The organism is Enterobacter sp. JBIWA008, assembly GCF_019968765.1.
In the GTDB taxonomy this organism is placed as follows: Bacteria; Pseudomonadota; Gammaproteobacteria; order Enterobacterales; family Enterobacteriaceae; genus Enterobacter.
In genome coordinates this window covers 2,803,753-2,818,440 of the sequence record NZ_CP074149.1, presented here as the reverse complement: position 1 = coordinate 2,818,440, position 14,688 = coordinate 2,803,753, and the positions used below count along the sequence as shown (strand labels likewise).

The window sequence follows — 14,688 nt, the reverse complement described above, 5'->3', positions numbered from 1 at the left end:
GCGGCAGCGTTTGAGCGCTAATCATACCAGCAGGAATACGCCATGCGATTCACGATTATTTCTACGAAACCCGGTCATCAGCCGCCGCAAAGCAGCTGTGATTTTTACGCCCCGGGCGGCACCATTGGGCGCGGTACGGATAACAATCTGGTGTTGCCGGATAATGACCGCACCATCTCTCGTCTGCAGGCCATTGTTCACGTTGACGCCCAGGGCGAATGCCGCGTGACCAACCGTGGCAGCGTCACCCGCGTGGTATTAAATGACATTCCGCTGGAGCGAGGGCGTCAGGTCGAGCTGCAGGATGGCGACATTCTCGGTATTGATGACTACCGTATCGAAGTGACCGAACTGATCCACGACACGCAGCCCGTGAGCCGTATGGCGGCCAGCATGCATCAGCAGGCGCGTCCGGCAGCCGCTTCCGCGCCCGCTCCGCAACAGAAACCGGCGAGTGCCGCACCGCGCGGCAAAGCCGAGCCGACCGCCGTGCCAACGGAGATCTGGGATAGCCTGATGCAGGAGTTCTCCATCTCCGACAGCATCTCCAGCAACCGTGCAAAACCGCAGCCTGCTGCATCGCACGATCCGTTCTCCCAGCCTGCGGCCCCGGAGCGTAATGCCGAAGATCCGCTGGCGATGTTCAACGACAGCGATCCAAAGCTTGAGCGTAAGCATGTTGACCCGGACACGCTGTTCAGCGACGAAGCGTTGTTCAAAAAAGAGAGTATTTTTGACGACGTCACCCCGTCAACGCTGGTGGCGCCGGGCGAGAATACCCCCGCTAAGCCAGAAGGCGAGGCGACGGACGAGCTCGATCCGCTGGCCCTGTTTGGCGGTAAGGCCAGCGCACCGGCCGCGCGAAATGACGACCCGCTCGGGCTGATGGGCGGGGCGCCATTAACCCATCCGGATGACATACTTGCCGAAAAGCCTGCACCAGTGCCGGAGCCTGAGCAGGAAGAGGACGTGCTGGCCGATTCTCCGCTGTTCGCCCCCGAGCCGCAGGAAGAACCGCGTGCTGAAGAAGAGCCCGCGCGACCGGATTACGCAGGCTTCACTATGCCTACGCCACAGGCCGTTGCGCGCAGCAGCGCTCAGGCCCCGAAGGGCCGCCTGCGCATCGACCCGGTCAATAACGCCGCCTCCCCAGCTGCCACAGTAAACAGCGGTGAGAAGGGCGAAGTGCTGCAGGGCGAGCTGCTGGAGGCGCTGCTGGAAGGCATGGGGCTGAGCGAAATGCAGCCCGTCCCGCAGTTTGACCGGGAAAATATGCGTCAGCTGGGGCAGATCCTCGGCATGTTCTCTCAGGGGACCGTGGCGCTGCTCTCCTCGCGCTCTATCCTCAAGCGTGGCGTGAAGGCCGATATGACCATGGTGCTGGACGATGCCAACAACCCGTTCAAGCTGTTGCCGACCGGCAAAACCGTGCTGATCCAGATGTTCGGCACCCCGATGCCGGGCTTTATGCCGCCAACCAAATCCGTGCGCGACGCGCTGATCGATCTGCAGGCGCACCAGCTGGGCATGATCTCCGGTATCCGCGCCATTATTGCCGCGATGCTGCAGTCCTTTAACCCGGAACAGCTGGAAGAGCAGGCGAAGCAGAACGGAATGACCTCTCGTCTGGCGCTGCCGGGCAGCCGGAAAGCCGCCCTGTGGGACTATTTTGTTCGCAGCTACGGCGAGACGGCGGGCGAGATTGAGGATGACTTCCACACCCTCTTCGGCGAAGCCTTCCTTCATGCGTACGACATGGAGGTGAATCAGTACAAAGACTCACAGAGCGGATCGGAAGACAAATGAATATCGCAACGGCTTCTCTCTCCCGCCAGGGGACGCGCGCCAGCAACCAGGATCAGACGGGAGAAACCATAGGGGAACGTTCGGCCTGCTTTGTCGTCTGCGACGGCATCGCGGGCCTGCCGGGCGGTGAGGTGGCTGCAGAGCTGGCCCGCAACAGCATTATCTCCCGCTTCGATGGCGACAAACATCTTAACGCGCAGCACATCCGCGACTACGTGCAGACGGCGAACCGCACCATTCTCAGCGAACAGCAGGCCGTTCAGGACTACCGCCGGATGGGCACGACGCTGGTCAGCCTGTTCATTGACCGTGATTACGGGCTGGCCTACTGGGCGCACGCCGGAGACAGCCGCCTGTACCTGTTTCGTCGGGGATGGCTGTGGCATGTGACCACCGACCACAGCCTGGTGCAGCAGATGAAAGACGCCGGGCACCAGACCGACAACCTGAACAGCAATTTGCTCTATCTGGCGCTGGGGATTGAAAACGGCGGGCCGGAAGCGAGCTACAGCGACGTGGTGCAGGTGGAAGACGGCGATGCATTCTTACTCTGCACCGACGGGTTCTGGCACGGCGTCAGCGAAGAGCAAATGAAGCAGTCGCTGCATATGGTCAATACGCCGCAGGAGTGGCTGACCTTAATGAACCAAATCATTCAAAAGAATGGCGAACAGGAAGGGAATGCTCAGGATAACTATACTGCCCTGGCGGTATGGATGGGCAACCCTCAGGACACCACTTTGCTGCACACCCTCTCTGACGCAGCACAATTTCTTCCCTGCGGAACTGATTAGACACACAAGGAACGATATGAAACTTTGGCTATCGGGTTTGGCACTTCTGGCGGTCACCTCCACCGCGCAGGCTGAGAATTTCCGCATCGTGCAGTCTCCTGCGCAGAAGCTGGATATCTGGATCGACAACATTAAAGACAACACGCCGCAGAGCTGGTGTAAGCCTGAGGTGGCGCTGCGTATTGTGGCGAACGGCAAGAAAGACGTCTCCGTGCTGGAGAACTTTGTGCCGCGTCTTGGCTCCCTGCTGGAACACCAGTGCAGCAAAGTGAATAAGCTCAGCTGGACGCTCAACGATCCGGCGGGTACCACGCTGGCCCAGGGCACGGCAGGCAAAGCGCAGGACTGGGCGCTGGTGGTGAAACAGGAGCAGGCCGCGCCTGCTGCGACCGTCACCGCAACCCCATCCAGCGGCGCGTTGCTGCCGCCGGACCAGGACGTGGCTTCCCGCACCGTTGCCGCCGACCGCACGCCGTGGCAGGAGTTTACCCTGCAGGACGGCTGCCACCTGCGCACCTTCTGGGAAGGGGGCGCTTCTGCACCGGCGCTCTTTATTCCCGATTCTGACACCACCCGCTGCGGTAACGGCAGCTGGCTGAGCGGACACACCGTTGTGTCGCAGTCCCGCAACGGCGGGCAGAAAGAGATGGCGGTGACGTACATCCATGGCTTCCCGGTGACGGGTCTGAATCAAAGCGCCGATCCTGAAAACGCGCTGATCACCTCCGTCAACAAAGAGCGCATGGTTTTCAGCACCCCAAACAGCGACCAGAGCTGGATGATCCTGCCTTACGATAGCGCCCTGAACAGCTGGAAAAGCAACGGCACCGTCGCGGTGGAGATTTCCCGTGAAATCGCCAGCGATGACGTAAAACTGCAGGCGCGTATCGCGGCGGTGAAAAAAACGTGGGGCGCCTGGGTCGCACCCGGCACGCCGCTGAATATCGTTCTGATTGACACCCTGCGTCCTCAGCTGCGCGATCCGGCCGTCGGCGCATGGCGCGCGGCGAATTAAGGAATGGCTATGAATACGCTCTATCAACGCCTGGCCGGCGAGTCGCTCAACGATGCGCTCGCGCGTCTGGAAGCAGAAATCAAAGCCCGTCCGGCGGATGCCGACCTCCGCGCCGCGTTCGTGCAGTTTTTAACCCTCAGCGGCAACTGGACGCGCGCGCTGACCCAGCTGAAAAGCTGGCTGGCGCTCAAGCCCCAGGCGAAGCCCACCGTCACGCTGCTGGAGCAATCCATTCAGGGCGAGCTGCAGCGCGCGCAGGTGATGGCGGGACAGGCGCGTCCGACCATGCCTGAATCCCAGTGGCCGTGGCTGACGACCCTGGCCGCGGCGCTAAGCGAGGAGGGCGAGCGCGCCCGGGCGCTGCGTCTTGAAGCCCTTGAACAGGCTCAGGCCAACCCAGGCCGCATCGCCCTCGAAAACGAGGAGACGCAGGCTTTTGAGTGGCTGATGGACGGCGATGCCCGTCTCGGCCCGGTCTGCGAAACCATTGTTAACGGCCGCTATTTCTGGCTGCCGTTTAGCGCTATCGCGGAGATCCGTTTCCAGGCGCCTGCCAGCGTGACCGATCTGGTCTGGCGCCACGCGCTGGTGCGCCTGACCGACGGTACGGAGCAGGTGTGTCAGATCCCGGCGCGTTATCCGTTTGCTGCCGATGCCACTGATGCGCTCAGGCTGGGCCGCACCACCGAGTGGCTGCCGCTCGACGAAGACGGCACCCTTTACGAAGGCAGGGGCCAGAAGGCCTGGCTGAGCGAGCAAAGCGAAAGCCCGCTGCTGTCCTTAAGCCTCGTGACGTTTGCGACGGACGGAGCCGATGAGTAATCCCGCTGGCGAAGGCGATCTGCTGCGCAGCGGCTGGCAAGCCCGCAGCAGGCAGGAGAAGGTGGGGGCGCGCGACAAAATGCAGCCCTCGCTGCTGGATCGCCTCACCGATAACGACCCGGAAAAAAAACGCGAGTCGGCCAACAGCAATCTGATCACCCACGCCGCCCTGCGCCGCAATGTCCTGCGGGATCTGCAGTGGCTGTTTAACACCATCAACCACGATGCCTCCGGCGATTTGAGCGCCTTGCCGCACGTGAAGCGCTCGGTGGTTAACTTCGGCGTCGCGCCGCTGGCCGGAAAAAGAATGTCGGACATCGAATGGCATGACATTCAGCGCAAGCTCACCGAGGCCATCATCAATTTTGAACCGCGCATTTTGCCGCAGGGGCTGCAGGTCCGCTGCGTGTCGGATACCTCCTCGCTGGATCTGCACAACGTGCTCTCCATCGAGATCAAAGGGCGTCTGTGGTGTGTGCCGTACCCGCTGGAGTTTCTGTTTCGTACCGATGTCGATCTGGAAAACGGCCATTTTGAACTGAAAGATGCGGGGTAATCATGGAAAGTAAACTGCTCGAATACTACAACCGTGAGCTGGCCTACCTGCGCGAAATGGGGGCCGAGTTTGCCGAGCGCTACCCTAAGGTCGCCGGACGGCTGGGCATGCGCGGCATCGACGTGGCGGACCCGTATACCGAACGCCTGATGGAAGGGTTCGCCTTCCTGACCTCCCGCGTGCAGATGAAAATGGACGCGGAGTTTCCGCGCTTCTCCCAGCGTCTGCTGGAGATGATTGCGCCGAACTATCTTGCGCCCACGCCGTCGATGGCGATTGCGGAGATTGCGCCCGACAGCAGCCGGGGCGACCTGAGCAAGGGATTCATTGTGCCGCGCGGTACCATGATGGACAGCCTGGCGCTGAAAAAAAACGGCGTGACCTGCAGCTATACCACGGCGCACGAGGTCAACCTGCTGCCGCTGAAAATCGATAAGGTTGAGCTGGGCGGCGTGCCCGCCGATCTGCCGCTGGCGCAGCTGGGTCTGAGCCAGCGGGGGATCGGCAGCGCCCTGCGGATCCGCATCGCCTGCGACGGCCCGCAAAACCTCGGGCACCTGGATTTTGACCGACTCGAATTTTTCCTCGCCGGTCCGGATATTGAAGCGCTGAAGCTGCTGGAGCTGGTGATGGAGCACCACGCCGGGATCGTCTGTCAGACGGTCAGCCCGCAGCCGCAGCGACAGCTGCTGGCGTCGGACGCGCTGCGCCAGGAGGGCTTTGAGCCTGACCAGGCGCTGCTTCCGGACGATCTGCGCAACTTTGACGGCTACCGTCTGCTGCAGGAGTATTTCGCGTTTCCGGCCCGCTTCCGCTTCATTAGCCTGAGCGGTCTGAGCACGCTCATCCAGCGCTGTGAAGGCGAAAAAGCCTTCGACATCTTCATTCTGCTGGATAAGTCGGATGAACAGCTGGAGCGCGTGGTCGATGCCAGCCATCTGGCGCTGCACTGTACGCCGGTCATCAACCTGTTTCCAAAGGTCGCGGCGCGTCAGAAGCTGAATGAAGGCCAGCATGAATACCATCTGGTGGTCGATAACATTCGTCCGCTGGATTATGAAATTTACGCGGTCAAAAAAATCTACGGCAGCGCCGACGGTCAGCGCGATGACCAGACGTTTCGTCCATTCTGGAGCACCTGGAGCGGCGATGCGGGCAACTACGGGGCCTATTTTTCCCTGCGCCGCGAACAGCGCGTGCTGTCCGAGCACGCCCTGCGCTACGGCACCCGCACCGGCTATATTGGCTCGGAGGTGTTTGTTTCGCTGGTGGATGAACAGCATGCCCCCTGGCAGGAAAACCTGCGCTATATCTCTGCCGAGGTGCTCTGCACCAGCCGCGATCTGCCGCTGATGCTGCAGCAGGAGCTCGGGCAGTTCATTATGGCCGATTCCATGCCGGTGAAATCTCTCACCCTGCGCAAAGGCCCGACGCCGCCGCGTCCCGCGCTGGCGGAAGGGTTCAGCACCTGGCGGCTCATCAGCCAGCTGCAGATGAACTACCTCAGCCTGATGGACAGCGAAAACGAAGACGGCGCGGCCGCGCTGCGCCAGCTGTTAGGGCTGTACGCCAACCTGGCAGAAACGCCCGTTGCGCGTCAGGTGGAAGGCGTTCGTCACTGCGTGCTGGAGCCGGTTCACCGCCGCGTGCCTGAACCCGGTCCGGTCGTTTTCGCCCGCGGGATCGGCATTACCCTGACGGTGGATGAGCGCGCCTTTTCCGGCGCCAGTCCGTGGCTCTTTGGCAGCGTGATGGAACGTCTCTTTGCCCGACTGGTCTCCATCAACAGCTTTACGGAGTTCACCCTGAAAAGTCAGCAGCGCGGCGAAATTGGCTACTGGGCGCCGCGCATGGGTAAAAGGGCGCTGATATGAGTGACGCCGCCACTGCACCGCTGCGCGTGCATCGCCTGACGAAGCTGCCGGACGCGTTCTGGCAGGGGGTTCGTGAGACGCCCTGGCGCTACGATCTGTTTCAGCTGTTAAGGCGCATTGATGCCCTGGGCGGCGAGCGCTACCCGCTGGGCCGCGCGCCGCTGCCGAAATTTGAACCGCTGCGCATCGGCCAGCAGCCGTCGATGAGTTTTGCTCCGTCGACGCTGGCCCAGGTTCGCCAACGGGAAGAGAGCGGGCTGCATGAGGTGTCAATCCTCAGCTTCGGCCTGTTTGGCCCGAACGGCCCGCTGCCGGTCCACATGACCGAATACGTCCGCGAGCGTATTTATCATCATCAGGACACCAGCCTCAGCGCGTTTGCCGACCTGTTTCATCATCGCCTGGCGCTGCTGTTTTACCGCGCCTGGGCGGATGCGCAGCCGACCGTCTCGCTGGACCGCGCCGATAACAGGCGCTTTGAGGGCTACCTGGCCTCGCTGATTGGCATGGGCCAGCCGGGTCAGATGAACAAAGGCAGCCTGAGCCCGCATGCCCGCTTTACCCACGCCGGTCACCTGACCCGTCACGGGCGGGATCCGGAGGGGCTGGAGAAGATCCTGCGCAGCTATTTTAAGGCGCCGGTCAAGCTGGTCAGCAACGTGCCGCAGTGGATGCCGCTCTCCACGCGCGAGCAGGCGCAGCTTGGCGCAGGACGCCGCATGCCGCGCATGGGGGAATCCGCCTTTCTCGGCGTTGCGGTGCGCGACGTGCAGCATAAGTTTCGCATCGAAATTGGCCCGCTGAGCGCGGAGGAGTACAACCGTTTTCTGCCGGGGGAGGCGTGGGTCACCGAGCTGCGCGACTGGGTGCGCCAGTACGTCGGGGTGGAGTTTGAATGGGAAACGCGGGTGATCCTGCGTGCAGACGCGGTGCAGGGCACCACGCTCGGCAGTAATGGGCGATTAGGCTACAACACCTGGCTGGGCCTTCAGCCGCAGCCCGTCCCGCGTGGCGATCTGATGTATCGCGCAGAGCGGTAATCCTTCCGTATACCGAATCATTGTTAATGGAAACTAACATGTCAGAAATTAGCCGTGCCGTGCTTTTCGGCAAACTGGATACGCTGTTATTTACCTCTCTGGAAAGCGCGACTGCGTTCTGCAAGCTGCGCGGCAACCCGTATGTTGAGCTGGTGCACTGGCTGCATCAGCTGATGCAGCAGCAGGATGGCGATCTGCAGCAGGTCATCCGCCACTTTGCACTCGATGAACAGCAGCTGACGCGCGATATCGTTGCGGCGCTGGATGTCCTTCCGCGTGGCGCCAGTTCAGTTTCCGATCTCTCCGAGCATATCGACAGCGCAGTGGAGCGCGCCTGGGTCTTCGGCTCGCTGAAGTTTGGCGTCAGCCGCATTCGCGGCGGCCACCTGCTAATCGGCATGCTAAAAACCTGGAATCTGGCCAACGTGCTGAAAAGCATCTCGGCGCAGTTCACCCGCCTTAACGTCGAGGTGCTGATTGAGCAGTTCGATACCATCTGCGCCAACAGCAAAGAGACGCAGCAGGCCGCTGCCGCCGCAGACGCACCGGCAGGTACGGTACCGGCGGCGCAGGGAACGCTGGCCCAGTACGGCCAGGACCTGACCGCCCGCGCCCGCGAAGGGAAAATTGACCCGGTCGTCGGGCGCGACGAGGAGATCCGCCAGATGGTGGATATCCTGATGCGTCGCCGCCAGAACAACCCCCTGTTGACCGGGGAAGCCGGGGTCGGGAAAACGGCGGTGGTGGAAGGGCTGGCGCTGCGTATCGCCGACGGCGACGTGCCGGAGCCGCTGCAAAATATTCAGCTGTGGCTGCTGGATATCGGCATGCTGCAGGCAGGCGCAGGCATGAAAGGCGAGTTCGAGGCCCGTCTGCAGGCGCTCATTAATGAAGTCCAGTCCAGCGCCACGCCGATTATTCTGTTTATCGATGAGATCCACACCCTGATTGGCGCAGGCGGCCAGCAGGGGACCGGCGATGCGGCGAACCTGCTGAAGCCCGCGCTGGCGCGCGGACAGCTGCGCACCATCGGCGCCACTACCTGGGCGGAATACAAAAAGTACATCGAGAAAGACCCGGCGCTGACCCGTCGTTTCCAGACGGTGCAGGTGCACGAGCCGGACGAAGCGAAGGCCATTCTGATGCTGCGCAGCACCGTGTCGCCGCTGGAGACGCACCACCAGGTCCTGCTGCTCGACGAAGCGGTCAGCGCGGCGGTGAAGCTGTCGCATCGCTACATACCGGCGCGTCAGCTGCCGGATAAAGCCGTTGCGCTGCTCGACACCGCCTGCGCCCGCGTCGCGGTGAGCCAGAGCGCGCCTCCTGCGCAGCTGGAAGACTGCCTGCGCCACCTTGCCGCGCTGGACGTGGAAATTGAGATTGCTGAACGCGAAGCGCGCGTGGGAGCCGGTGACGCCGATCGCGTGACCGTTTTACTCGCCGAACGCGACGCGTATGAAATAAAACGCCAAGCCCTGTCCCGGCGCTGGGAAGAAGAGCGCAGCCTGGTGCAGGAGATTATCCGCCTGCGCGCCGCGCTGTTCGCGGCAGGCGAGGAAGATAGCGCCGAGCTGCGCGGCCAGCTGGCGGAACAGCAGCATGCGCTGAACGCCCTGCAGGGCGATGAACCGCTGCTGTTTGCGGCGGTGGATGAAAACGTGGTCGCCGCGGTGGTCTCTGACTGGACCGGGATCCCGCTGGGCCGAATGGTGAAAAACGAGATCGACGCGGTGCTGAACCTCGCCGACACGCTCAACCAGCGCGTTATCGGCCAGCGTCACGGTCTGGACCTCATTGCCCGGCGCGTGAAAACCTCGCGGGCGAAGCTCGACGATCCCAACAAACCGGTGGGCGTCTTTATGCTGTGCGGCCCGTCCGGGGTCGGTAAAACCGAAACCGCGCTGGCGCTCGCGGAATCCCTCTACGGCGGCGAGCAGAACGTTATCACCATCAACATGAGCGAGTTTCAGGAAGCGCACACCGTTTCCACCCTAAAAGGTGCGCCTCCAGGGTACGTAGGGTATGGTGAAGGCGGCGTGTTAACCGAGGCCGTGCGCCGCCGCCCGTACAGCGTGGTGCTGCTGGATGAAATTGAAAAAGCGCACCCGGACGTCCACGAAATCTTCTTCCAGGTCTTTGATAAGGGCTGGATGGAAGACGGCGAGGGGCGCCACATCGATTTCCGTAACACCATCATTATTCTGACCTCCAACGTCGGCACCGACCTGATTAGCGCCATGTGCGCCGATCCGGAGCTGATGCCGGAGCCTGACGCGTTAAGCGGCGCCCTGCGCCAGCCGCTGCTGGAGGTCTTCCCGCCGGCGCTGCTGGGCCGCCTGCTGGTGGTGCCGTACTACCCACTCAGCGACGAGATGCTGGGGCAGATTGTTCGCCTGCAGCTCAAGCGCATTCAGCGTCGTCTGGAAGAGAATCACAGCATTATTTCTGAATTTGACGACAGCGTGGTGGAACAGATTGTTCAGCGCTGTACCGAGGTGGAGTCCGGGGGCCGCATGGTGGACGCTATTCTGACCAACACCTTGCTGCCTCAGATGAGCCAGATCTTACTTACCGCCAGCCGCAGCGATGAGCAGTACCGACGTCTGCACGTCACCTGCGAGCAGGGCGAGTTTCACTGTCAGTTTGCCGCGTAATAATCATCAAGAGAACTGTAAAAGATGACGGATAATGATAACAATCGGACTGTCCCAAACGCGCTCCCGGTCGGGTACCGCTTCAACGAGTTTGAAATCAAAGAGGTGATCGGCGGCGGCGGTTTTGGCATCGTCTATCGCGCGTGGGATCACCAGCTCGAACGCACTATCGCTATCAAAGAATTTATGCCTTCCTCGCTCGCCGTGCGCGGCGACGACATGACCCTGGTGCTGCGCAGCGAGCGCTTTGGCAAAGCGTTTTCCGCTGGCCTGAACAGCTTCATTCAGGAAGCCCGTCTGCTGGCGCGCTTTAACCACCCGAACCTGCTGCACGTTCTGCGTTTCTGGGTGCAAAACGACACGGCCTACATGGGGACGCTGTTCTACAGCGGAACCACGCTTTCTCGCCTGCGCGAAGAAAAGCCGGAGCTGATCAACGAAGCCTGGATCCGCCGCACGCTGCCGATGCTGTTTGGCGCAATCAAGACCATCCACGACGAAGGCTACCTGCACCGCGACATCTCTCTGGATAACATCCAGATCCAGGATAACGGCCTGCCGGTGCTGCTCGATTTCGGCTCCGCGCGCCGCACCATCGGTAACCTTTCCGACGAAACGGAAACCATGCTGCGCCCGGGCTTTGCGCCGATCGAGCAGTACACCGACGACAACGAAAGCGAGCAGGGCCCTTGGACGGACATATACGCCCTCGGCGCCGTGCTGCGTACCCTGATTGTGGGTTCTCCGCCGCCGGTCAGCGTGGTGCGCTCGATTCAGGATACCTGCAAACCGCTGGTGGAAATCATGCCGCAAGGCTATTCCATTCCGCTGCTGCAGGCCATCGACCGCGCGCTGGCGCTGCACATGGAGGACCGTCCGCAGTCAATCGACGAGTTTGCCGCGCTGATTGAGATGCCGGTCGCGGGTATCAACGACGTGCTGACGGCGAAAAAGCCCGGCACGATGCTGGTTCCGGTTGAAGACGAAAAACCGGCGTCGCTCCTCGACTGGCGTCGCTACAAGATCCCGGGCATGGTTGCCGCAGGCGTGCTGGTCGGCGTTGTCGCTGGCGCGATGCTGTTCAGCAGCGGTAATGATGCTCCCGAGCAGGCTGCACAAGCACCGGCAGAGACGCGTCCGACTGAAACCGCCGCGAACGCGCCGGACGTGAAGCCAGAAACGGCGAAGGTGAGCGAGCAGGCGACGGCACAGCAGACGCCACCGCCTGTCGAGAGCCCTGTTGCGTTGGTCTATATCCGGATCCTCGACGGCGAAACGCTGAAAGTGAACGGCGAGCCAAAAGCGCTGCGCCCGGGAACCAACGGCTATGCATCGCTCAAGCTGCCGGCCGGTGAGGCGAAGATTGAACTGCAGGGCAACGGAAGAACGCGTGGCCAGACGCTGGATATCACCAAGCCGGGCACCTGGCTGGTGAATCCGTAGGAACGTACGATCTTCGAGGCCAGGGACTTATTCCAAAGGTGTTCGATGATTGTTTCTCCTCTTTGCGTACAAAATCTCATTTGAATTAAATGCTCAATAGGCTCAGGAGCGGTGGTCTTAATCGACCACCCTCAGAGAAAAACAACCGGGCCTTTTTTTTCTCCGACCTCGGAGAGTTTGATGAAGCGAAATTCCATTTTTGTAAATGATAATAACGTTCGTAAACTAAAAAATGTCGCGCATTTAAAGAGTAAAACAGGGTATGTCTGGGGAAGCATGGATCTTCTCGCCATTTTACTTTATTGCGTGAATTCAGTTCGCCACGACAGAATTCCATTCATTTCTGACGCAAAAGCGTTTAGTGCTTCGTTGCATTATTACGCAGGTGATGGTTTCAGCATTTTGGTCATGCTTTTTTTTATGCTTGACTTACTTTTATTACTCTCTTTGTTTGCTTCGGCCTGGTTATTCTTCAAGCGAAAGATCGGATCGGTTAAATTCGCACTTGCTCAGGAATTATTTCGCTTGATTTCATTCAGATGCTCGGTCTCATTTTTCCCTCTTTTAGTAAGTATGTTTGATATCTCAAACATCTGGTTGAATGTAGGCTTATTTGTCACATCAGAGACACTGAAAATCTACTCTCTTGTTTTTTGGATGAACAAGAGGGAAACGCCCCTTTCTTGAATGACGCTTTATCACAGATGCGAACCTCTTTTCTGCATCGCATAAGCTAGATGGAATAAAGATTATGCTCAACCGAATTACCGTTCAGCTCCCGGTGGAGGGGCTTCTGTTCTGGAAACTGACGGGCCGCGAGGCAATGTCCGAGTCGTTTGCGCTGACGCTGACCGTGCTCGGCACGGACGCGCGCATCGACCGCAGCAGGCTGCTGGGCCAGCCGGTGACGGTGACCATCCCGACGCAGAGCCTGCTGACGTCCCGCTATGTTAACGGCAAGATTACCCGCGTGGCGGTCAGCGCCGTTGAGCTGACGGGCACCCGCTATGCGGTCTACCAGTTGACGGTGGAGCCGGACCTGTGGCCGATGAAGCGCGACCGTAACCTGCGTATCTTCCAGGGCCAGACGGTGCCGCAGATTGTGAAAACCCTGCTCGGTGAGCATCAGGTCAACGTTGAGGATAAGCTCATCGGCAGCTACCGGGTGTGGGACTACTGCGTGCAGTATCAGGAGTCGAGCCTGGACTTCATCAGCCGCCTGATGGAGCTGGAGGGGATTGCGTATCACTTCCGCCACGAGGCGGACAAACATACCCTGGTGCTGAACGACGCGGCGACGCAGCATCAGCCGTTCAGCGGCTATGAGGTTATTCCTTACCACCAGACGCCGTCCGGCGGCAGTACGGACGAAGAGGGCATCAGCCAGTGGGCGCTGGAGGACAGCGTGACGCCGGGGATTTACAGCCTCGACGACTATGACTTCCGCAAGCCGAACGCGTGGCTGTTCCAGGCCCAGCAGAACCCGGCGTCGCCGAAGCCGGGGAGCATCGACGTGTACGACTGGCCGGGGCGCTTTGTGGATAAAGGGCACGGGGAGTTCTATGCCCGTATCCGTCAGGAGCGCTGGCAGGTGGAGCATCAGCAGATTCAGGCCACCGCCACGGCGGCGGGGATTGCGCCGGGGCACACCTTCACGTTAACCAACGCGCCGTTCTTCAGCGACAACGGGGAGTATCTGGTGACTGCTGCGGGCTACCACTTCGAGGAGAACCGCTACGCCAGCGGCGAGGGTGAAACCATTCACCGCACCGATTTCACGGTGATCCCGTCGGCGGTGGTGTACCGCCCGGCGCAGTCCACGGCGTGGCCGCGCACCTACGGCCCGCAGACCGCGAAGGTGGTGGGGCCGAACGGCGAGAGTATCTGGACGGACAAATACGGCCGCGTGAAGGTGAAGTTCCACTGGGACCGCCTGGCGAAGGGGGATGACACCAGCTCCTGCTGGGTGCGCGTGTCGAGCGCGTGGGCGGGCCAGGGCTACGGCGGCGTACAAATCCCTCGCGTCGGCGACGAGGTGGTGGTGGACTTTATCAACGGCGACCCGGACCGTCCGATTATTACCGGTCGCGTGTACAACGACGCGAGCATGCCGCCGTGGGCGCTGCCGGCTGCGGCGACGCAGATGGGCTTTATGAGCCGCACGAAAGACGGTTCCGTGGACAACGCCAACGCCCTGCGATTTGAGGACAAGGCGGGCGCGGAGCAGGTGTGGATCCAGGCCGAGCGGAATCTGGATATTAACGTCAAAAACGACGAGTGGCATTCTACTGAAAAAAATCGCACTCAGTTTGTTGGAGAAGATGAAACTTTACGGGTAGCGAAAAACCAGAAATCAGGTATTAAAGGCGATGTGATATGCCTGACGGGTAAGAGTCGAAACGATAAAGTGGTTAACAATTTTATCCTTTCCGCAGGTAATACGCTGAGACTGGAATGTGGTGAAAGTGCTATCGAGCTATCAAAAGACGGCAGCGTCCATATCATTGGTAATAACTTTAACTTTACTGCAAAACAGAATGCACAAATTAATACGCTTTCCGGTGAATTGCATTTAAATCCTGATGATGGACGAAACGTTATCGATCCTCCTGGCGCATCCCATCAGGGTGAAATCCAGCAGGAAGTGGATAGTTTTTTTGTTATTAATGGCAATAAATAAGAGT

At 60.4% G+C, this 14,688-nt stretch carries 11 protein-coding genes; all 11 read left to right on the top strand.

The genetic code is table 11. The annotated features are described in order from the left end of the window. Positions 1-42: 42 nt before the first annotated feature. The 11 genes from tagH (at position 43) to tssI (ending at position 14,684) form a co-directional block, all read left to right on the top strand. Positions 43-1,806, top strand: a complete 1,764-nt coding sequence (gene tagH, locus KGP24_RS13605; RefSeq protein WP_223560797.1) for a type VI secretion system-associated FHA domain protein TagH — start codon at positions 43-45, stop codon at positions 1,804-1,806. Then, positions 1,803-2,600, top strand: a complete 798-nt coding sequence (locus tag KGP24_RS13600) for a protein phosphatase 2C domain-containing protein (protein ID WP_014884226.1) — start codon at positions 1,803-1,805, stop codon at positions 2,598-2,600. Before tagH ends, KGP24_RS13600 begins: the two co-directional genes overlap by 4 nt. Before the next feature lie 16 nt (positions 2,601-2,616). Then, complete coding sequence (locus tag KGP24_RS13595) at positions 2,617-3,615, top strand: hypothetical protein (RefSeq protein ID WP_223560796.1); 999 nt, start codon at positions 2,617-2,619, stop codon at positions 3,613-3,615. A 9-nt stretch (positions 3,616-3,624) separates the two neighbouring features. Continuing rightward, complete coding sequence (locus KGP24_RS13590) at positions 3,625-4,437, top strand: type VI secretion system accessory protein TagJ (protein ID WP_223560795.1); 813 nt, start codon at positions 3,625-3,627, stop codon at positions 4,435-4,437. Then, positions 4,430-4,993, top strand: a complete 564-nt coding sequence (gene tssE, locus KGP24_RS13585; RefSeq protein ID WP_023312148.1) for a type VI secretion system baseplate subunit TssE — start codon at positions 4,430-4,432, stop codon at positions 4,991-4,993. The genes KGP24_RS13590 and tssE overlap by 8 nt, the downstream gene beginning before the upstream one ends. 2 nt (positions 4,994-4,995) lie before the next feature. After that, a complete protein-coding gene (tssF, locus tag KGP24_RS13580; RefSeq protein ID WP_223560794.1) occupies positions 4,996-6,867 on the top strand; it encodes a type VI secretion system baseplate subunit TssF in 1,872 nt (623 codons plus the stop codon). Then, positions 6,864-7,907 (top strand): type VI secretion system baseplate subunit TssG, encoded by a 1,044-nt coding sequence (gene tssG, locus KGP24_RS13575; RefSeq protein ID WP_223560793.1) that lies wholly within the window; start codon positions 6,864-6,866, stop codon positions 7,905-7,907. Before tssF ends, tssG begins: the two co-directional genes overlap by 4 nt. Before the next feature lie 38 nt (positions 7,908-7,945). Beyond that, positions 7,946-10,561, top strand: a complete 2,616-nt coding sequence (tssH, locus tag KGP24_RS13570) for a type VI secretion system ATPase TssH (protein ID WP_223560792.1) — start codon at positions 7,946-7,948, stop codon at positions 10,559-10,561. Positions 10,562-10,585: 24 nt separating this feature from the next. Continuing rightward, a complete protein-coding gene (locus tag KGP24_RS13565) occupies positions 10,586-12,004 on the top strand; it encodes a serine/threonine-protein kinase (protein WP_223560791.1) in 1,419 nt (472 codons plus the stop codon). Positions 12,005-12,184: 180 nt separating this feature from the next. Beyond that, entirely contained in the window at positions 12,185-12,691 is a 507-nt protein-coding gene (locus KGP24_RS13560; RefSeq protein ID WP_223560790.1) for a hypothetical protein, read from the top strand. A 64-nt stretch (positions 12,692-12,755) separates the two neighbouring features. Then, the gene (gene tssI, locus KGP24_RS13555) at positions 12,756-14,684 is read left to right on the top strand and encodes a type VI secretion system tip protein TssI/VgrG (RefSeq protein ID WP_223560789.1); all 1,929 of its coding nucleotides are present in this window, start codon (positions 12,756-12,758) and stop codon (positions 14,682-14,684) included. The last annotated feature ends 4 nt before the right edge of the window (positions 14,685-14,688 follow it).